Source organism: Microvirga sp. 2MCAF35 (assembly GCF_052115545.1).
Taxonomy (GTDB): domain Bacteria; phylum Pseudomonadota; class Alphaproteobacteria; order Rhizobiales; family Beijerinckiaceae; genus Microvirga.
This window is the reverse complement of record NZ_JBFRGW010000015.1, coordinates 60,093-79,007: the sequence shown is the minus strand read 5'-3', so window position 1 is coordinate 79,007 and position 18,915 is coordinate 60,093. Positions and strand designations below refer to the sequence as shown.

Annotated in this window: 17 protein-coding genes; 10 read left to right on the top strand and 7 right to left on the bottom strand. The window is 61.4% G+C overall.

Features of this window, described 5'->3' with window-relative positions; genetic code table 11:
- Positions 1 to 66 precede the first annotated feature (66 nt).
- A complete protein-coding gene (locus AB4097_RS10075; RefSeq protein WP_442039030.1) occupies positions 67 to 525 on the bottom strand; it encodes a hypothetical protein in 459 nt (152 codons plus the stop codon).
- 210 nt (positions 526 to 735) lie between these two features.
- Here AB4097_RS10075 and AB4097_RS10070 point away from each other — a divergent pair, with 210 nt between their 5' ends.
- The gene (locus AB4097_RS10070) at positions 736 to 2,082 is read left to right on the top strand and encodes an MFS transporter (protein ID WP_442039028.1); all 1,347 of its coding nucleotides are present in this window, start codon (positions 736 to 738) and stop codon (positions 2,080 to 2,082) included.
- 62 nt (positions 2,083 to 2,144) lie between these two features.
- Here AB4097_RS10070 and AB4097_RS10065 read toward each other — a convergent pair whose 3' ends face one another.
- Positions 2,145 to 3,221, bottom strand: coding sequence for an AraC family transcriptional regulator (locus AB4097_RS10065; RefSeq protein WP_442039026.1), 1,077 nt, complete (start codon positions 3,219 to 3,221; stop codon positions 2,145 to 2,147).
- Positions 3,222 to 3,786: 565 nt separating this feature from the next.
- On the opposite strand from AB4097_RS10065, the gene AB4097_RS10060 reads away from it, so the two are divergent.
- From AB4097_RS10060 to AB4097_RS10050, 3 genes are all read left to right on the top strand, one after another.
- Positions 3,787 to 4,347 (top strand): hypothetical protein, encoded by a 561-nt coding sequence (locus tag AB4097_RS10060; protein ID WP_442039024.1) that lies wholly within the window; start codon positions 3,787 to 3,789, stop codon positions 4,345 to 4,347.
- A gap of 47 nt (positions 4,348 to 4,394) precedes the next feature.
- The gene (locus AB4097_RS10055) at positions 4,395 to 5,030 is read left to right on the top strand and encodes a L,D-transpeptidase (protein ID WP_442039022.1); all 636 of its coding nucleotides are present in this window, start codon (positions 4,395 to 4,397) and stop codon (positions 5,028 to 5,030) included.
- Positions 5,031 to 5,100: 70 nt separating this feature from the next.
- Positions 5,101 to 6,117 carry an amino acid ABC transporter substrate-binding protein gene (locus tag AB4097_RS10050; protein ID WP_442039020.1) on the top strand — a complete coding sequence of 339 codons (1,017 nt, stop codon included), beginning with the start codon at positions 5,101 to 5,103 and terminating at the stop codon, positions 6,115 to 6,117.
- Positions 6,118 to 6,406: 289 nt separating this feature from the next.
- On the opposite strand, the gene AB4097_RS10045 is transcribed toward AB4097_RS10050, so the two are convergent.
- Entirely contained in the window at positions 6,407 to 6,673 is a 267-nt protein-coding gene (locus AB4097_RS10045) for a DUF6894 family protein (protein WP_442039018.1), read from the bottom strand.
- Positions 6,674 to 6,972: 299 nt separating this feature from the next.
- On the opposite strand from AB4097_RS10045, the gene AB4097_RS10040 reads away from it, so the two are divergent.
- The 3 genes from AB4097_RS10040 (at position 6,973) to AB4097_RS10030 (ending at position 10,403) form a co-directional block, all read left to right on the top strand.
- Positions 6,973 to 7,491, top strand: coding sequence for a Spy/CpxP family protein refolding chaperone (locus AB4097_RS10040; RefSeq protein ID WP_442039016.1), 519 nt, complete (start codon positions 6,973 to 6,975; stop codon positions 7,489 to 7,491).
- A gap of 170 nt (positions 7,492 to 7,661) precedes the next feature.
- Positions 7,662 to 8,537 carry a polyphosphate kinase 2 gene (gene ppk2 / locus AB4097_RS10035; protein WP_442039014.1) on the top strand — a complete coding sequence of 292 codons (876 nt, stop codon included), beginning with the start codon at positions 7,662 to 7,664 and terminating at the stop codon, positions 8,535 to 8,537.
- Positions 8,538 to 8,567: 30 nt separating this feature from the next.
- Complete coding sequence (locus tag AB4097_RS10030) at positions 8,568 to 10,403, top strand: SulP family inorganic anion transporter (protein WP_442039012.1); 1,836 nt, start codon at positions 8,568 to 8,570, stop codon at positions 10,401 to 10,403.
- A gap of 125 nt (positions 10,404 to 10,528) precedes the next feature.
- Here AB4097_RS10030 and cax read toward each other — a convergent pair whose 3' ends face one another.
- On the bottom strand, positions 10,529 to 11,671 hold the full coding sequence (cax, locus tag AB4097_RS10025) for a calcium/proton exchanger (protein WP_442039010.1): 1,143 nt from the start codon (positions 11,669 to 11,671) through the stop codon (positions 10,529 to 10,531).
- A 454-nt stretch (positions 11,672 to 12,125) separates the two neighbouring features.
- On the opposite strand from cax, the gene AB4097_RS10020 reads away from it, so the two are divergent.
- Together AB4097_RS10020 and AB4097_RS10015 are read left to right on the top strand one after the other, a co-directional pair.
- Positions 12,126 to 12,539, top strand: a complete 414-nt coding sequence (locus AB4097_RS10020; protein ID WP_442039008.1) for a hypothetical protein — start codon at positions 12,126 to 12,128, stop codon at positions 12,537 to 12,539.
- A gap of 134 nt (positions 12,540 to 12,673) precedes the next feature.
- Complete coding sequence (locus AB4097_RS10015; protein WP_442039006.1) at positions 12,674 to 13,192, top strand: GNAT family N-acetyltransferase; 519 nt, start codon at positions 12,674 to 12,676, stop codon at positions 13,190 to 13,192.
- Positions 13,193 to 13,308: 116 nt separating this feature from the next.
- On the opposite strand, the gene AB4097_RS10010 is transcribed toward AB4097_RS10015, so the two are convergent.
- The 3 genes from AB4097_RS10010 to AB4097_RS10000 form a co-directional block, all read right to left on the bottom strand.
- On the bottom strand, positions 13,309 to 14,439 hold the full coding sequence (locus tag AB4097_RS10010; protein WP_442039004.1) for an AraC family transcriptional regulator: 1,131 nt from the start codon (positions 14,437 to 14,439) through the stop codon (positions 13,309 to 13,311).
- A 1,304-nt stretch (positions 14,440 to 15,743) separates the two neighbouring features.
- Positions 15,744 to 16,805 (bottom strand): AI-2E family transporter, encoded by a 1,062-nt coding sequence (locus AB4097_RS10005; protein WP_442039002.1) that lies wholly within the window; start codon positions 16,803 to 16,805, stop codon positions 15,744 to 15,746.
- A gap of 86 nt (positions 16,806 to 16,891) precedes the next feature.
- Complete coding sequence (locus AB4097_RS10000; protein ID WP_442039000.1) at positions 16,892 to 17,146, bottom strand: hypothetical protein; 255 nt, start codon at positions 17,144 to 17,146, stop codon at positions 16,892 to 16,894.
- 499 nt (positions 17,147 to 17,645) lie between these two features.
- Here AB4097_RS10000 and AB4097_RS09995 point away from each other — a divergent pair, with 499 nt between their 5' ends.
- On the top strand, positions 17,646 to 18,491 hold the full coding sequence (locus AB4097_RS09995) for a metal-dependent phosphohydrolase (RefSeq protein ID WP_442038998.1): 846 nt from the start codon (positions 17,646 to 17,648) through the stop codon (positions 18,489 to 18,491).
- Positions 18,492 to 18,915: the final 424 nt, after the last annotated feature.

Here is an 18,915-nt window from a genome sequence, read left to right as displayed (position 1 = left end):
TGGGACCGACCTCAGGACCGTGAAAGCAGCGGAAATCGGGGCTGGAGAACCGAACCCGGTTCACCGTTACGCGGCCTGGTGGCGAACCGATCCGCTCGGAACGGCGATGGTGCAGCAAACGCCCTCGCGCTCGTAGCGAAGATCGAGATGTCCGGCGAGTTCCTGGGTGATGGCCTGCCGCAATAGACGCGATCCGAAGCCAGGCCTACGCTCCGTCTCGAGCGCGGGTCCGTCCAGTTCGCACCAGTCGATGGTCAGGATCGCCTCCTCGCCGCGGCTCTCGACCGTCCAGTCCACCTGGATCCGGCCCGATGCCGTCGAGAGGGCGCCGTACTTGGCTGCGTTGGTGGCAAGCTCGTGAAAGGCCATGCCCAGCACCACCGCCAGCCGCGCCGGAAGATCGACCGCCGGACCGGCCTCCGGAGCCTCGCCGAGACCACGGTCGAGGGGTGCCGTTATCCTCGACCCAGAGGCGCACCCAGCCCTCGCCGCGTTCGGACCGGATCCCGACATACGGCCGGTCACCCGAGCTCCCTTGCCGGTTTGGCGCCGCCGCTCATCGGTGCCTGTCAGGTATGGTTGAGTGCGGGCCTTGAACTTACCACCGGTTACGTACACTTTGGCTAGACCGTGAGGCCGGTCTGGGCCGATCGTGACAACTGCTTGCAAGCTTCGGACATCGTTGGGCACGTCCCGCAGGTCGCGCGGTGCCGATGGGAAGGACCGACCAAACACATGAAGCGAAGGCAGCTGCCGAGCACGCTTCCGAAAGCGACCGAGAGCCGGGCCGAGCCTTGGATCGTCGTAGCGCTACTGTTCCTATTCATGCTCATCAACTTCGCCGATCGAGCCGTCCTTGGTCTCGCCGCGGTTCCCATCATGCAGGAGCTGGAGCTGAACCACACTCAGTTCGGCCTGATCGCGACGAGCTTCTTCACGCTGTTCTCGCTCGGCGCTGTGATCGGGGGCTTCCTGGTGAACCGCGTTGCCACCAGGTGGGTGCTGGCTGCACTGGCATTGATCTGGTCGTTGTGCCAGCTGCCCATCATGCTGTCGGTCTCCGTCACCGCCCTCATCGGCAACAGGATCGCCCTCGGCGCCGGCCAAGGGCCTGCCTACCCGGTTGCAGCTCATGCCGCGTTTAAGTGGTTCCCAAGCGAACGCCGGGCCCTTCCGACGAGCATCATTGCCATTGGCGCACTCGCCGGCAACGGCATCGCGGCACCTGTGATCGTTGTCATCATTACTGCATGGTCCTGGCATGCCGCATTCGGCTTTCTCGGTGCCATAGGCCTCGTTTGGTGCGCCACCTGGCTGTTGGTGACCCGAGAGGCTCCCGGCGCACTCTCTAGCGGTGCGGATCAGCCAGTTCGAAATATTTCATACGGCCGCTTGCTCAGATGCCGGACCCTTGTCGGCGTCCAGGTGGTCGGCTTCTCCGCCTATTGGCTCCTGACCTTGGCCCTCGTCTGGTTGCCGACTTTCCTGACGCAGGCCTTCGGCTACACGCCGATCCAGTCCGGTTGGATCATGATGCTCGTCTCCCTCGGCCAGATCGCATTCCTTCCGGCGATGTCGAGCCTCTCGGATGGGCTGAAGCGACGCGGGGTTTCGAGCCGGCACGCCTGCGGGTCGATTGCCTGTGCCGGAACCCTGGTCGCCGGGCTGATCACGATCGTGCTGTCCCGTTCGGAGGGATCACTGCCGATCATCGTCTGCACGGTCATCGCGTTCTCCCTGGTCAATGTGATATTCGTTCTCGGTCCTGTCCTGGTCGCAGACGTCACTCCAGCCCGGCAGCGCGGAGCGGTTCTCGGCATCGTCAACGGCATCACGACACTCGCGGGACCTCTGGCACCGTCCGTGACCGGGATGATCCTCGACTTCAGCAGCGGGGTGACAGATGGCGTCCGCAACGCCCTCCTGCTCGCCGGAGCCTTTGCCATCGTCGGCGCGCTCGCCGGGATCGTCCTCATCGATCCAGAGGCGGATCAGGTCCACGATGCCTCGGATGCCGCACCCATTGACGTGGGCAGTGCAAAGCGTCAGCAATCCGGCAGTTTCAGCAATCAGAGCCGCTGAAACATCACGGGAAAGAACCGGCTTGTGCGTGCCCTGATGACGCCATTCGGTCCGTACCCGAGTTAGGGTAGACCGGTCCGCCACGCGAGAGGCGATTGCCCTGACCAGCGCCGAAAAGCGCGGGTGAAGGCACTGGCCTCGGAGTAACCAAGCGCAGCCGCGATCTCGGCGAGCGGCACCTTGGTATCCTCGAGCAACTGCCGGGCAATCTCGAACCGGATCTCATTGTTGAGGGTCCGATAACGTATTCCGTTGCCCTTCAAGCGGCGGCTCAGCGTACGGCGGTGCATCGTCAGCAGACTGGCAATCTCTTCCGCCGAACACCGGTTGCTCGTCAGCTGCGTGCGTAGCAGGCGCCGGATGTCGTCCACGAACGTGGAAGCGGAAGGGTCCTTCATCGCGTTGATCCGCTCCTCCAGCACAGCCCGCAGCAAGGGATCGGCTCCAACCACCTTTCGCTCTAGGTCGCCGGATGCGAAGACCAGGGTGGCAACCTCCTGGTTGAACCGGACTGGAGCCCGGAAATGGCGCCGGAATGGCTCTGGATCTTTAGGAGCCGCACGCGGCAAGAGGACTTCCATTGGCCTCCATTCGCCACCGCACACGGCACCAATGGCGTTGGCGGCCACCGCAAGGGAGCCATCCGTGATCTGGTCGACGCTCTCGGTCTCGGGCTGGTAGACCGAGAAGGTGAACAGGGCCGTCTCACCGCAGATCGTGAGCGACGGGACGGAACCACGGTTCTGAATGCTCAAGTTCGACACGAGCGCATTCAATGCATCGCCCACCGTCTCCGAATGCTGCATCAACCGCCCGACCAACCCCAGCGATAGGATCGTGGCGCGTTGCCCCACCAGCAATCCGAAATGTGGGCAGTGTGTGCGGGCCACACACAAGGTGAGAAGCCGGCCCAAGGCAGCATGCGGAATGATGTTTGCACCATCCTCGAAGAGGCGCGGGTCTAAACCGGCCACGCGAATGACGGGATCCGGATCGATGCCGAAGGCGCTCAGCGTCGGGACAATTTCCTTGGCAACCCCTAAATGAATGTGGCCGGGCAGAAGCGTTCGGGCGGATCGTTGGGTAGCAATGGGATTAGGGTCGCTGGCATTCGTGGACGGAAGCACAGGGTCCTTCATCGTCATCACCCTTTAGGGACCCCGAAAGCCTTTGCCCAGCTACAAGGTCGCCGTGGCCGGACACGCAAGCTTGGATCAGTGTTGAATTAACATAGGATAGCTGAGGTTTCCGGCCAGTGGGTAGAACATCAAGACATGACCGGCTCCATCTGAGCATGAGCCGAGCCGTGGACTTAGACTCAGGAGCTTGACGGATATCCTGCTTCTTGAGAGGTGGCGACGGCGCCCGCCTATGATCGCGCTATTAAACAAGAGATCATGTCGTCGGCTACGCGATCGAATCCACACGTAATATCATTTTTTCCTACAGCCCACTCTCTCCCCGCTGGACTTCCCACTGCTCTGAAGCTCGCTCGATCATCACTCCTGTCCCGAACTGCCAAGTAATCGTCCAGAAGTGTCAAGCATCGTGGAAGAGAGCGACCTAGCGTGCTCTTCCGGCCGGAATGAACGCCGGATGAGCAAGGGGAAGCGGAGATCACGGAAGATGCCCCCGGCACGCGCGCAACGCGCAGGCTCCGAGGTCTGAATTCTGGCATCCGCGGGCACAAACGGGGAACGGGATATGCCACCTCTAAAGCCGGGCGACAAAGCACCGGTCATGGGTACCGAGTTGGGGCGCGGATCGATTATCGCATCATCTTGGCCCACGTCCCTGCAGAAGGGAACCTGGCTTTATCTGGTCGCTACAACCGCCATCGTGCTGACGGTAACCGGCTGCACCCTCACTTCGAACGATGGACCTTCCTCGGCCGTTGCCGTGGCTCCCGCAGCTTTCGGGCGTGAGCGCCTGATCGGTCGATGGGGCACTGCGTCCTTCCATACCGAGAAGGATCGGCAAAGGACGGAACGTGAAGCACGGGCCCAATGCAGTCAACCTTACAGAATTGCCGAAGGTCCGACCGACGGCGTGATGATGCACGTCGCGGATGATCCGACGCTGTACGAACTCAGGCTCAAGGGAGACGCTGCGGGCAAGACCTATCTCGGGTTTGAGGCCCCTCCAGGTCACCCGCAGGATCGCGAAATCCTCACCGCGACCGACAATCTGATGATTATGCGCTTCATCGATCCGGACGCGAACCGTCGCTACGGCACGTTCGTGTATGTGCGTTGCGGCGCCTGACAGTCGAGCCCCAACAATCGGAGGACAGCACTTTGCGGCACCTACGAATGAACCATCACGGGACTTCGGCCGCGTGCCGAGCGCTGGCGTTAGCTGCCGGATTGTTGATGATATCTGGTTTTGTCGATCGAGCTGCAGCCCAGTCTGGAGCCAAGCCGCAGCAGGAGACGCTCGAGATCGGTGACGAACCAGGCCGCATATCGACGGAAGAAATCGTCATCACGGACGGTCCCTTTGCCCGGCAGATGGTCTTCTTCCGATCGAACGAGGCGCCCGGCACCGTCATCATCCATACGTCGGAGCGGTTCCTCTATGTCGTGCAAGGCAACAATCGGGCCCTTCGTTATGGCATCGGCGTCGGGCGTGAGGGGTTCCAATGGTCCGGGCTGGTGCAGGTAAGCCGCAAGGCCGAGTGGCCGGATTGGCGACCGCCGCCGGAAATGATCGCGCGCCAACCCTATCTCCCGCGGTTCATGGCCGGGGGGCCGGGTAATCCGATGGGAGCCCGTGCTCTCTACCTTGGTTCGACCGTCTTTCGGATCCACGGCACCAATCAGCCGGAGACGATCGGCCATGCGATCTCGTCCGGCTGTTTCAGGCTGGCCAACGGCGACATCATCGATCTGTTCACCCGTGTGCCGCTCGGCACCAAGGTGGTCGTCCGCCACGGCGCCAGCCTGTGAGCCGCAGATCTCGTCCATTCTTGCAGACCAGGAAAGTCGCGCATCCGTTATGTGTCGGAGAACAAGGATCATGTTGAACACGGCCCGAGCCATTGTATTCGCTGGCATGTTGGCTGCCCTGTCGGCACCTGCTGACGCAGGAACCCTGGAGACCGTGAAGCAACGCGGCACCTTGCAATGCGGTGTCAGCGAAGGCCTGTTCGGGTTCTCCGAGCGTAGCGCTCAGGGCGAATGGTCCGGTTTCGATGTCGATTTCTGCCGCGCGGTCGCCGGTGCCATCCTCAGCGACCGGGCTAAGGTTACATTCGTGCCGCTCTCCGCCGCGGAGCGGTTCGGTGCTCTGCGCGATGGCCGGGTGGACTTGTTGTCCCGTAACTCGACCTGGACTCTGGAGCGGGAAGCAGGGCTCGGGCTTGCTTTCGCGGGCATTACCTACCATGACGGACAGGGTTTCATGGTGATGCGGAATCCCGCCGTCACCTCGGCGCTTGAACTCGACCGAGCCAAGGTGTGTGTCGAGAAGGGAACCACGAGTCAACTCAATTTGGCGGACTATTTCCGCTCCAATTCCATGACCTTCGAGGAGCATGCCTTTCCCAGTGCCGCCGAGGCCCTCGCGGCTTTTCAGTCCGGTCAATGCAACGTCCTGACACGCGACCAGTCCGCACTCTTCGCCGAGCGTCTGAAGCTCCCCAACCCGAACGAGACGGTTATTCTTCCGGACATCATCTCAAAAGAGCCGCTTGGGCCGGTGACGCGCGCCGACGATTTCGCATGGTTCACGATCGTGAAGTGGGTGAACTTCGCTCTCGTGAATGCTGAGGAACTCGGTATTTCGTCAGCGAACGCAGACGAGGTACCGAGCTCGAACAAACCCGATGTGCGCCGCTTCGCGGGCTTGGAAGGCGGATCCGGCAAGATGCTTGGATTGGAAGATGCATGGGCGCTGCACGCTGTCCGGGCCGCCGGCAACTACGCCGAAATCTACGAACGGAACCTCGGGGTCGAGTCTCGCCTCGGCATCCCGCGGGGCCTGAACCAGCTCTGGAATATGGGGGGCATCCTTTACGCCCCGCCAATCCGGTAACAGCTTTTGCTCGGGCTCCGACATGCCACCGGAGCATCAACACGGCCCATCGCGGACACCACCTGTTTACGGCACTGGGCCAGACATCACTCGCAATGCACAGCGACGCCTTGTCTCTTTATGGGTCCATCTTGCGGGGAACTGATTTCGGTCTTCGCTGACGCTGTCCTGAGGGTCCGCATGACAGGCTAGAGCGTCGGACGTGAATTCGAACTCACGTTCGATGCTCCAAGTCATTGTTTCTCACATCTTACACGCAAAACCGGTACCCATTTTTGCGTTCGATGCTCTAGGAAGCGAGGAGTGGCGGCCCCGCGATCTCATGGACAAAGATCGCCGAGAAAGGAACCTCGAAGACAAGTTCGTCCGCAGCATTCACCACCTCGATGATGTAATCCTGTGGGTCCCGTCCGCGGACGGCGAATGCGGTCTGCATGCTCCGAGCCGCGTAGAGAGTCATGAGGACGACAGTTTCCACGTCAGGGAAGTCGAGACCGAGTTCGTCGCGACTCAGTTCCTGACGAATGCTCCTGACATGAAAGAAGAAGCGTGGCACGGGCTCCTCCTGTTCCGGCACGGCGTCGCCCCATCATTGTGCCCAGATCCGGAGTTCATTCTTGTCCGCTTGGGACAATCGCTTTGCATTTCGGGACTTGGCCGCGTTGAGAGCTGAGAGGATTATCCCGTCAGCCTCGCTTCGAGCGGATCGGATAGAGATCACGGGTGGAGGATCGTACAACAACCATGACGCGTCCCAAACTGTTAAGGCGGCGTCCCAAGGCATCAAGCAGCCTGCATCCTGATCGCTAGGCTGTCTTCTATTGCAAACAGCAGGAGATAGCCATGCAAAGGGGAATGATTGCTACCGTGGCGGCCTTGTTCATCGTCGGTGCGTCACTGGCCCATGCACAGCAAGCCTCACCGGGCACAGGCAGCACGCCCGAGAGCACACCGCTCAACCCGGCCGAGTTCAAGATGCTCACCGATATCCGGGTCGGTGTGGTCAAGGCGGCGCTGCAACTCACGCCGGACCAGGAGAAACTGTGGCCTGCCGTTGAAGAGGCCATCCGCGCCAGAGCCGACACACGCTACCGCCGGTTGGCTTCATTGGGAGAGACCATGGGCCAATGGCGCGACATCGATCCAGTGCAGCTGTATCGAACACGTGCCGACGCATTGGCGGATCGTGCGGCGGGCCTGAGGAAGCTGGCCGATGCATGGCAGCCCCTCTACCAGAGCCTTAGCCCTGACCAGAAGATGCGTCTAAGGCTCGTGACAGTGCATGCGATCGAGGGTTTCCGCACTGCGCTGGAGAACCGTCGCATGGAGATGGATGACGGCGAGGACATTGAGTTCCTGATGTCGGTTCCATGACGGCATGTCTGCGGACAGTCGATAGCGGCTGACGGGCCGGAGCTGTCCTGAAATGACAAGCCATTGTCACGTCCAGTCAAGCGACAGGGACGGATTTGACTATATTGGCCCTCGAGCGGCATCCGCGATGGCGGCCGTTCGGCTCCGGTCTCTAACCCGCGGGCACACGCATGAAGCATTCCAGCGACGTGGTGCATGAAATGAAGCATCAACAGCCTTCGAAGAAGGAGCGAGCCAAGGTCGAAGCGGCAGTTGCCGGCGATGACCGAGGAAGGATGAAGCGGAAGGAATTCGAGAGCGAGTTGAGAACACTTCAGGTCGAGCTCGCGCGCCTGCAAACCTGGGTCAAGGCGACAGGCGCCAAGATCGTCGTGATATTCGAGGGCCGCGACACCGCCGGCAAGGGCGGGGTGATCAGCCGCATCACCCAACGCGTAAGCCCGAGGGTATTTCGGCATGTCGCCCTGCCGGCTCCGACAGAGCGTGAGAGAAGCCAGCTCTACGTTCAGCGCTACATCGCCCAGTTTCCGGCTGCAGGTGAAATCGTGCTGTTCGACCGCTCATGGTACAACCGGGCGGGTGTCGAGCGCGTGATGGGCTTCTGCACGAACGACGAGTACGAGCGCTTCATGCGGCTCGTGCCACCGTTCGAGCGGGAGATCATCGATAACGGCATTATCCTGCTCAAGTACTTCCTCGATGTGAGCCAGGACGAGCAGCGGCGCCGGTTCGCTGATCGTATCAATGACCCGATGAAACATTGGAAGCTCAGCCCCATGGACACCGAGTCGGTGCGCCGCTGGTGGGACTACACGCTTGCCTACCAGGATATGCTGCGTGGTACCGACACACCCCATGCTCCCTGGTACCTCGTGCCGTCCGACGACAAGCGCCGCGCTCGCCTCAATCTGATCGCCCATATGCTGAGCCAAATCCCATACAAAAAGGTCAAGGTCGATCTGCCGAAAGTGCCGAAGGCCGAGCCGCGGCCGAAGCGGGCCGAGAATGGACTGCCCGCCAAGACGATCGTGCCGGCACGGTACTGAGCGCCAAGGGGACAAGCCCGGAGCGCAATCATGGTTCGCATGAACCCGGAGAATTCTCCTCATATCGGCCCAGTGCCGGCGGCGACAGGCCCGTCTGCCGACGGGGCCGATGGAGTGAGGGAACTTGCGGCTCGAAGCGCCGGCAGCTCCGGAGCGAGGTCGCCCGCCCGCAAAATCGGTATCGAGGATCGCTGGCTCCATTGGACGCCGGGCATCCGCACCCTGCTTGTATATGAGGCCTCATGGCTCGGACATGACGTCGTAGCTGGTCTTGTGCTGGCCACGATGCTGGTGCCGGTCGGGATCGCCTATGCCGTGGCATCCGGCCTACCGGGCATCTGCGGGCTCTACGCTACGATCGTCCCGCTGCTGGTCTACGCGGTGTTCGGACCGAGCCGCATCCTCGTCCTCGGCCCCGACTCGGCCCTTGCGGCGGTTATCCTCGGTATCGTGCTCCCGCTGTCCGGCGGAGATCCACAGCGCGCCATCGCCCTGGGCGGCCTCATGGCGCTCGTGTCAGGGACCGTCTTGATCTTGGCCGGACTGGCACGGCTGGGATTCGTGACCGAGCTCCTGTCCAAGCCGATCCGCTACGGCTACATGAACGGCATCGCACTGACCGTCCTGATCAGCCAGCTCCCCAAGCTATTCGGCTTTTCGGTCGAAAGCACGGGACCGCTACGGGACCTATGGGCGATCGGCGGAGCCATCCTGGCCGGCAGAACGAACTGGGTGGCGCTTGCGATCGGCGTAGGGACGTTGGCAACCATCCTGCTGCTGAAAGGCAGCAAGCGCGTACCTGGCATCTTGGTAGCCGTCGTGGGTGCGGCGATCCTCGTTGGCATGTTCGACCTTGCCGATCGCCGCAACGTCTCGGTCCTCGGCCCGCTGCCGCAAGGCCTGCCCGGTTTCGTGATCCCATGGATCGAGCTCAACGATCTCATCCCCGTGCTGGTTGGCGGCTGCGCCGTCGCCATGGTGTCGTTCGCCGACACCAGCGTTCTCTCGCGCGTATACGCCGCACGGACCCGCACTGCAGTCGATCCCAATCAGGAGATGGCTGGCCTGGGGGCTGCCAATCTCGTCACCGGGTTCTTCCAAGGTTTTCCGATCAGCAGCAGCAGTTCACGGACGCCCGTCGCCGAGGCCGCCGGCGCGCGCACGCAACTGACCGGCATCGTCGGCGCGCTCGCCATTGCACTGCTGCTGCTTGTGGCACCCAACCTGCTGCGAAATTTGCCGACCGCCGCTCTTGCCGCCGTCGTGATCGCGTCGGCCATCGGACTGTTCGAAGTAGCCGACCTCAAGCGCATCCACCATATCCAGCGCTGGGAATTTTGGCTCTCGATCGCGTGCTTTGCCGGCGTCGCCGTGCTCGGCGCCATTCCGGGCATTGGTTTGGCGATCGTGATTGCCATAATCGAGTTCCTGTGGGATGGCTGGCGCCCCTACTCTGCCGTCTTGGGGCGTCCGGCTGGCATCGAGGGGTACCACGACGTCACGCGCTATCCGGATGCCAGCCGGATTCCCGGTCTTGTCCTGTTCCGTTGGGATGCGCCGCTGTTCTTCGCCAATGCGGAATTGTTCCGCGAGCGGGTTCTCGCCGCCGTGGCTGATTCACCGACGCCGGTGGGGTGTGTTGTGGTCGCAGCGGCTCCCGTCACGAGTGTCGATGTGACCGCGGCCGATGTCCTGACCGAACTGGACGAGGCGCTGCTGGCGCACGGCATAGAGCTCCGGTTTGCAGAGCTGAAGGACCCCGTCAAGGATAAGCTGAGGCGGTTCGGACTGTTCGAACAGTTCGAAGAAGCGCGGTTCTTTCCCACGATTGATGCCGCCGTGTCGCGATATCGTGCGACCACGTGAAGAGGCCTATCAAGACTCTCGGAACCGAGTGCAAGTTCTCACGTTTCGTTCGGCGCGGAAAATCAATCCACTTCCAACTCACGTAGCCCGCTGGGTCCGCATGACGCGCCAGCACCGTTCATCCTCTATGACCTGGCCGGGATCAGATACAGAATGGCCGCGATGATCAGGTAAAGCGCGAGAAGCTGTGCACCCTTGAACCAATTGGACTGGCCGGTCGTGGTGACCGTAGCCCCGAGCAATACTGCCCCGAACAGCATCCACATCTCGGCTTGAGAGAACACCAGTCCGAACTGCGGCTGTCCCATAGCTGGCGCAACCAACACCAGGACCGGCGCCACGAACAGAGCGATCTGCACGCAGCTTCCCAAGGCAATGCCGATGCTGAGATCGGGACGGTTCGCCCGGCTCATGGCAATGGCTGAGCCGGACTCGGCCGCGCCCCCGACCAGCGCGAGCACGATCACGCCCATGAACATCTGTGACATGCCCAGTGCGTGCCCGGCCTGCTCGGCGGCACCGACGAGGATCTCGCTCATCCAGGCTGCGCCAGCGGAGGCGGCCAGCAAGGTCGCGATGCCCAACTTGAGGCTTGGGTGCTCCTCGCCCTCCTCAGTCAAGGGCGCATTCAACTCGGCGAAGGTCTCCGGATGTGTTCTCAGGGAGTACAACAAGAAAAGTCCGTATAGGCCCAGCAGCACGATCGCTATCACAAGGTCCAGGGTCGCGTGCACGCCAAGGTGAGGCTCCGTTTCCAAGGCCCGGTGGAAAGCACTCGGAAGCGCCAGGCTGATCCATGCCAACACCATGGTCGACGAGTAGGTTCGGACCGCATTCGGGTTGTACTCCTGTGCGTGGTGTCGCAAGCCGCCGAGCAGAAAGGACAGTCCGAGAGCGATCAGCAGGTTGGCCAGCAGCGCCCCGACGATGGAGGCACGCACCATCTCCAACAGGCCGACCCGCAGGGCTGCCATGGCGATGATCAGCTCGGGCAGGTTGCCGAAGGTGGCGTTGAGGAGACCGCCAATCGTGGCGCCCGTGTGGGCCGCTACCTGCTCCGTGCCTTGAACAATGAGCTTAGCAAACGGCACGATGGCCAAGGCAGCGCAGAAGAAGACTACTCCGGCCGGAACGGTGCCGATGTAGTCCAACAAAGCGGCGATAGGCGCAAGGATCAGGAGCCACAGGAGATTGGGTCTGAGCGGGAAACCCACGAGCAGAGATGCCTCGACCGCCGGGCGTGCGTTAGGATAAGGCTTGTCCGTCATGACCTCGTCCTCTTCCCCATTCCCCTGCAGGCCTGCCGATTACCCCATGGGGCCTGTTGCCGATCCCGACAAAGCCGTACCCCACCGCCCGGACATAACCCAATAGAGGTCGTCCTTATACGGATCGGACGTGCGATCCCCTGGAGTGGGCAGATCCGCCTCTCGCCCGCACCCTAGTTCATGTAGAGCAAAGCGCTTGATCGGAGGGGACAATCTCTTGACAGTTCAGGCCGCCGCGTCTCCGCTTGGGCACACTCTAACGGTATGGAGCATCACAACCGAGGGCTTCGCCCTCAACCCCGGCATTCCCGGCGGAGGAAGGACTATCCGGCGGACGTCGACGACCCAAATTGTCAAGGGGCTGTCCCCTTCAGTCAAGCGCGATGCTGCGACGTACATACAGTGTGCCGTGACGGACAGCAGGGATGAAAGTTCTGCCATTGCGGAGGTCACGATGAGAATTGCGGGGTTCTTGGCTGTCGCTGGGCTTGGCTTGATTTGGGCGGCTTCCGACACGATAGCGCAAGGAGGGTCTTCCGGGCTTCAGGGCACCTGGCTATCGGGCAGCGAGGATTGTGCGGAGGTTTTCTCAAATAGCGGGAAAGGGACGTCGTTCAAGAAGCCGGTCGACATTTTCGCACCCGCCTTCATCGTCTCCGGCAAGCGCCTGAGGACGCCCCAGGCGTCGTGCAGCATCAAGTCGATCCGTCCAGCCGGCGACCGACAGCTCCTGGTCCTTGGCTGCGCCAATGCCGTGGCGGGCAACGAGGTGCGGGTTCTCATGGCGTCGCAGCCAGACGGCACGCTCAAGCGCTATCTCAATGAGCGGGACACAGGCGGCACCGCTTATCGGCAGTGCTCCCGATGACGGCAAAAAGCCGGGCCTCAACACCGCACCCGGTGCACTACGACCCACCCTGTTTCGGACATCCCGTAGCATAGCGCCGCTACCGATGAGGACGTGCCGAGCGTCGGAGCAGGAAAAGAGATCAGGAGACAGCGATGCAGGCGAGGAACTACTCGGCTATCGCGCCCCTGCGTGACGGGCGCATGGCCGAGATCCGCGCTCTCCGGCCGGAGGATCGGGCCGGCCTTCTCGCTGCCGTCGGCCGGGCCACCGACCTGTCCGTCTATCGGCGCTTCTTCGGCTTCAAGCGAGGCTTCACGGAACAGGAGATCGATTTTTACGTCAACGTCGACTTCGAGAACCATGTCGCCCTGGTGGCCTTGGTGGAGGAGGACGGAGAACCGCTAATCGTCGGCGGAGGGCGCTATGTCGTGGTGCAGCCCAATCAGGCCGAGGTCGCCTTCGCCGTGGACGATTCCCACCAAGGCAAGGGTATCGGCGCGGCCTTGATGCACCATTTGGCGCTCCTTGCCCGTCAGGCCGGACTCAAGGAGCTGATCGCAGAAGTCCTGCCGGACAACACTGCGATGCTGAAGGTGTTCGCGACAAGTGGACTCGGGAGCACGATCCGACGCGAGCCGGACGCGATGCATGTCGTGCTTCAGCTCTCTTGAACCGTGCGCCTAAAGCACCACACCACCGGAGCCGAGGCGCTCACGGGTAACAGCATGTTTCGCGGCTGAGACTGCATCGGGAGTTCGACCAGTGCAGGTGGATTTCGGGTTGTAGCCTACCCGGCACTCGGTGGGAGGCGGGCGTCATGCCCCCACCCCGCACGCCACGCTGTTGGCGTCTGACCTGACCAGCGTCGGAAGGCGCGGGTGAATGCACTCGCCTCGGAGTAGCCGAGAGCGGCTGCGATTTCGACAAGCGGCACCTCGGTGTCCCCCAGCAATTGGCGCGCGATCTCGAACCGGATTTGATTGGTCATCAATCGGTAACCCTGGCCGCTGCCCCTGAGACGGCGGCTCATGGTGCGGCGATGCACAGCCAGTAACCCGGCCATATCCTCCGCCGTGCAGCGCGCGCCGAGTAGCCGGGTGCGCAGCAGCCGACGGATATCGTCTGAGAACCCGGCACCGGCGTCAGCCCTCAGTTGCCGCATGCGGTCCTCCAGCACGGTCCGCAGCAGTGGATCGGCGCCAGCCACCTTGCGCATCAGGTCCTCGGCCGGGAACACCAGTGTGGCGCTCTCCTGGTTGAACCGGACCGGTGCCCGAAAATGTTGCCGGTAGGGCTCTGGATTGGAAGGCGTCGTGCGGGGCACGAGCACCTCGATCGGGTTCCATTCCGAACCGCACAGCGCCCGCAGTGCATTGACCGCTATGGCGAGTGAGGCATCGGTGATCTGCTCGGCGCTCTCTGTCGACGGTGAATAGACCGCGAATGTGAGCAGCGCCACGCCATCTGTGTTGGTCAGCGAGGCAACCACGGCACGGTCCTGGACGTCCAGATTGGACACAAGCCCATCCAAGGCAGCGCCTACGGTCTCTGAGTGCTGCATCAGGCGCCCGACCAAGTCCATGGACAGGATTGTGGCGCGCCGGCCGACCAGCAATCCGAGATGGGGGCAGCGCGTGGACGCCACGCTCAGGGTATACAACCGGGCGAGAGAAGCAAAGGTAACAACGTTCGTGCTATCCTCGAACTGGCAAGGCTCGAGCCCCGATGCGCGGATGAGTGCGTCAGGATCAAGGCCCAACTCGCGCAGCACCGGGACAATTTCCCTGCTGGCTCCAAGGTGGATGTAACCGGTCGAAATTGTTCGTCGGGGGGACGACCGGGCAATAGGCAAGAACTCAATTGGTTCCTCCGGGCTCTTGCTCGTATCCTTGCGTGCTGACTCGGTGTCGTCACTCATTGTCATGCCCCGTCGGTTTCGAAGAACCGATACCAGGACCGCGTGGCCGCTAACCTCGACTGCTGATCCTGGCGAACTACAGCGAATGCAGGAACTCTTGGCATCTACGCTCCAACGTTAGCGTCTTGGTCCTCCAACTCGCGTTGGCTGCATCGTCTGACCCCAACATGGAGTCGAGGGCGACAGAGTGAACAAGGGATGGCCCGCTTGAACCGTTCACTTTGGGCAGACATCCCAAAACCCCTGAGTGCGTTGCGAATTGGTGTAATACCAGCAATAGCCGGCACCCGGCGACGGCGAGGCAGCATAGGTGGTGGCAGCAGCTGCCGTTATGAACCCAAGCGCCGCCCCGGCCGCCACCGCAGCTCCGGGACGCCACCAATATGACGATGGCCGGTACCACCCACCCGCTGGCACGGGAGGCCGGTACCCCGGTCGGACGGCGACATTGCCAGCCGGTCCGCGCGCCGCAGCCCCACCGTACGGTCCGCGAGCGGCCACCCCTCCTCGGGGGCCACGCGCCACCGCTCCTCGCGGACCGCGCGCAGCTGCACCGCCCCTGGGCCCGCGCACGGCTGCTCTTGCATATTCCAGGTTCCCTTCTCTGACGACCTCGTGCCATCCGCCCGAGAATTCCGGTCCTGCATTGACTGGCGGCAGGGTGCTTGCCCCGACTGGAGTCCAGACCACAGCGAGCAAGCCAAAGATAAAGGTCGTTCCAATCGTCTGAAGGGTGACTTGGCCTGAACAGCGGTTGTGCATGCGCCTCTCCCCTGAACGTCCGATGGCTTGGAGCATCGCACCATGGCCAGCCCTGGAGCAAGCCCCGAGGAAAATAGACTTCATGCCCGGACCTTTGCCTTAGGGCAAGAGTCCTCGATTCCTAATGCTCTGCTTGACACTTCAGGACAAGCACTTTGCAGTTTGGGACAAGCAACGCACGAGGCCTGCGGCAGTTGAGGATCTGCGCTGCATTCTGCCCGTACTCGCCAGCTCTCCGAAATCTACCCCGAGGGGCACAGAGGCCCCGCATGATACTAATTTCGTTACTCCATTCCGTTGTCTTATGAGCGTAGCGAGTTCGCGAGTGACCACGTCAAATAAAAGGGATAGCATCCATAACGCCTGCATGTGTTCGCCCTCATGCCTGGACGCGACCGGAAACGTGCCTGAGGAGTGAATGCGAACCCTCATGCCCAAGGAGCGGCTCTCGATTCACCCTATCTAACCCGGGATTTGGCCATCGACACTGAATTCGCCGTGGATGCCGAGAGATTGGGCAGCAGTCACGATCAAGATACTATCTAATCCGTGTGATGCTGACTGTCAGCGCGCTGTGTATGCAGCCAATCCAGCAGCAGCACGTAACTCACCGCCAGAAGCACCGGACCGACGAATAAACCCAAAAGTCCATCGACGAGCACGCCGCCAACAACACCAAGCAGAATGACCGGCATAGGCACCTCCAGACCTCTGCCGAGCATCAATGGCCTCAGAATGTTGTCGCTCAGGCCGACGACAACATTCCAGGCGAGAAAGATGATTGCTGCTTGAGTCGCCTCAGTCGCGAAGACATAGCCGACGATAGGAAGCGACAATAATATCAAAGGCACCTGCATGATCCCCAGCAAGAGCGCCGCCAGCGTCAAGGGCCCGGCCGCCTGAAGTCCGATGAAGAAAAAACCGACACCGAGGAGCAGCGCCTGAATCAATGCGACACCCACCACTCCAAGCCCCACGCCACGGATTGTCGCGGAAGTCAGGGAGACCAACTGCACCGCACGCGCCGCACTTCCAGTGACGCGCTCCAGCAACCGCCGGGAGAATTCGGCGCCGCCCTTGCCATAAGCGATGAGAACGGAAGCGATTCCAAATGAAAGGATGAATGACAATTCGCCCACGGCCAATCCACCCGCAAACGAGGCCAACCATGCCAGGGGGCCACTCAGCAAATGGCCGTATTTCGCCAACGCAGCAGGCAGATTTGTTGCGACGAGTGTCCATATCTCCATCAGCTTTTTGCCAACCAGCGGTGTGCCATCAAGCCATGGAGGTGGCGAGGGCAGAGCTATGGCCTGACTCTGCACATTCGAGATCACCGAATAGAGTGATGTTGCGAGTGACGTCACAACGATGACCATCGGAACCAGCATCACCGCAACCCCGATCAGCCCGATCAACAGTGCCGACCAACGCTCGCCAAGGTAGTTGGCCAGATGGAGATGAAGCGGATACAAGATCACCGCCAGGATCGCAGACCACATCAAAATGAACGCGAAAGGCAGCACGATCCGGGCACACGCATAAACCAGCACAGCCACCAGTCCAACGCGTAGAACGGTGTCGAACACGGTAGTGGACTTCATCTCGGCGCCGTGTCCTGACGCAGACCTGTCCATCGGTTGATTTCTCTGCACCCCGGGCTCCGCAAGACACGTTTAAGGAGGATTTATCAGCGCCTGCCGACGCGATTGACCGGACCGCCACGGTTCATGGGCGTTCCCGATCGCACCCCGACACCTGGTGCACCCACCCCTGGAGTCGCCACGGCACGCGCGACCGGCCGCGGCCGTAGCACAACGCCAGGCCGTACGACGCAACCGACGGGATAGTTGATGTATTGGCAGTAGACTACCGCCCTGGCGTCTTCAGTGCTGGCTACCACGAGACCAACTGCCAGCGCCGACAATGTGATGGCAAGCTTCATGTTTTCCTCCCTTAATTGTCCTCGTCTGGGCCCTGCCTGACCGCGCAGGTCAGAAATCCGATTGCCAGCAACGCAACCCACCCTGGATTATATCCATGTCCATCCGCGACAGGTTGGGGGTACATTTGATCTGCTCCTACCTTGCGTGCGCCGCCTGGCGACCGTTGGCAAGTATGTGGCTCATCCGCACATTCCGGATGAATTCTAGTCGCTCCTCTTTGATCTGCTTGATTGATCAGGACATTGCGTTGACAGTTTAGGTCAGAAGCAGACATCTTCGCGCCGACCACCGGAGCGATGACAGATCCAGGAGCGGTAAGCTGAAACAGACATCATGCTCCTGGATCGGCTTATCACGGTCGACTTCGAGCAGAGTCGTGAGAGGGTCCAGCTTGAGCGATGGTTGTTTTCCCTCATGATAAGTACTCTTCGGCCGCAGTAATTTACCGCCAGTTCGGCTATACTCCCCCTGAGGATCGACCGTTCCAAGGAGGCTTGAATGATATCAATGCCTGCGATCATGGCGGACGAGCTCGGAAGGAACATCGCGAGCGACTTCCGCCGTCTGTTCGGCTCCGCGCAACAGGATAAGGCCGAGAGGCTGGACGGAGCTGTACGGATGGCGCTGGAATGCATCGGCAAGAGCGATGCGCTCTATCACAATATCGAGCATACCTTCCTCGTCACTCTTGTCGGGCGGGACATCCTCCACGGCCGGATGTTGACCGAGCGCCTGGAACCGGACGACTATTCGCACCTGATCGTCGCCTGCCTGCTGCATGATATCGGCTATGTCCGCGGTATCCTAAATGGCGATGGCAGGGACAAGTTCGTGGTCGACGAGACCGGGATGACCGTCACCCTGCCGCGTGGAGCATCGGATGCAGCACTCGCCCCATATCACGTCGACCGCTCTAAGCTCTTCGTTATGGAGCGTCTGGCTGGCTCGCCCCTGCTTGATGCCGAGCGGGTAGCGCGAGCGGTCGAGTTCACACGCTTTCCGGTGCGGGAAGAAGCGAAGAATGGTTGGGAGAGCCGGGAGGGCCGGCTGGTCCAAGCCGCGGATCTGATCGGGCAGCTCGGCGATCCCCTCTACCTCAAGAAGGCCAACGCCTTGTTCCACGAATTCGAGGAGATCGGAGTCAATTGCCGACTGGGCTATAGCTCCCCGGCCGATTTGGTCGAACGCTTTCCTGACTTCTACTGGACCAGCGTCTCGCCACACATCCAGCATGCCATGACGTACCTGAATGTGACGGCAGCAGGCCGACAGTGGATCGCCAACCTGCACAACCATGTGTTCTGTGCGCAGCACAATTTCGCGCTCATGGGACCGCAACGATGAGTTCGGACAGCCTCGCATTGCAGGGATGGTATCGAGATCAAGGTCATTCTTTTAGCGCCCCGCCCCTGCTTCCGAACCTCGGTCCTTATCCGACGGGAATCACCCGCGGATGGATCCGAGTCCCAAAAGGACCAGCAGCTGTCTCGTTCGGTCAAGCCGTCGACTCGAGGACAAGGCATGTTCCCCGGCAGATCATCGAGGTAACCCATCGACAACTTAGGGAGATTTCATGCGGATCCTCATCAGCGCACTCGCGGCAGGCGTATTTCTGACGGGATGCATATCGAGCTCCGGGTCAGAATCCCGACCGCCGAACTATGTCCTCTCTCAAGCCAACCAAGCCCCGGCAATCCGCAACGATACATTCGGCGGCGCTGCAATGCCGATGCGCGGTCTACCCCACTAGCAGGCTTTCCGGTTATTC

Excerpts from the sequence above, each read along its gene's own strand:
- AB4097_RS10060 (WP_442039024.1), top strand. The coding sequence starts at position 3,787 with ATGCCACCTCTAAAGCCGGGCGACAAAGCACCGGTCATGGGTACCGAG.
- ppk2 (WP_442039014.1), top strand. The coding sequence starts at position 7,662 with ATGAAGCATTCCAGCGACGTGGTGCATGAAATGAAGCATCAACAGCCT.
- AB4097_RS10020 (WP_442039008.1), top strand. The coding sequence starts at position 12,126 with ATGAGAATTGCGGGGTTCTTGGCTGTCGCTGGGCTTGGCTTGATTTGG.
- AB4097_RS10030 (WP_442039012.1), top strand. The coding sequence starts at position 8,568 with ATGGTTCGCATGAACCCGGAGAATTCTCCTCATATCGGCCCAGTGCCG.
- AB4097_RS10005 (WP_442039002.1), bottom strand. The coding sequence starts at position 16,805 with ATGAAGTCCACTACCGTGTTCGACACCGTTCTACGCGTTGGACTGGTG.
- AB4097_RS10055 (WP_442039022.1), top strand. The coding sequence starts at position 4,395 with ATGAACCATCACGGGACTTCGGCCGCGTGCCGAGCGCTGGCGTTAGCT.
- AB4097_RS09995 (WP_442038998.1), top strand. The coding sequence starts at position 17,646 with ATGATATCAATGCCTGCGATCATGGCGGACGAGCTCGGAAGGAACATC.
- AB4097_RS10040 (WP_442039016.1), top strand. The coding sequence starts at position 6,973 with ATGATTGCTACCGTGGCGGCCTTGTTCATCGTCGGTGCGTCACTGGCC.
- AB4097_RS10050 (WP_442039020.1), top strand. The coding sequence starts at position 5,101 with ATGTTGAACACGGCCCGAGCCATTGTATTCGCTGGCATGTTGGCTGCC.
- AB4097_RS10000 (WP_442039000.1), bottom strand. The coding sequence starts at position 17,146 with ATGAAGCTTGCCATCACATTGTCGGCGCTGGCAGTTGGTCTCGTGGTA.
- AB4097_RS10070 (WP_442039028.1), top strand. The coding sequence starts at position 736 with ATGAAGCGAAGGCAGCTGCCGAGCACGCTTCCGAAAGCGACCGAGAGC.
- AB4097_RS10010 (WP_442039004.1), bottom strand. The coding sequence starts at position 14,439 with ATGAGTGACGACACCGAGTCAGCACGCAAGGATACGAGCAAGAGCCCG.
- AB4097_RS10015 (WP_442039006.1), top strand. The coding sequence starts at position 12,674 with ATGCAGGCGAGGAACTACTCGGCTATCGCGCCCCTGCGTGACGGGCGC.
- AB4097_RS10065 (WP_442039026.1), bottom strand. The coding sequence starts at position 3,221 with ATGAAGGACCCTGTGCTTCCGTCCACGAATGCCAGCGACCCTAATCCC.
- cax (WP_442039010.1), bottom strand. The coding sequence starts at position 11,671 with ATGACGGACAAGCCTTATCCTAACGCACGCCCGGCGGTCGAGGCATCT.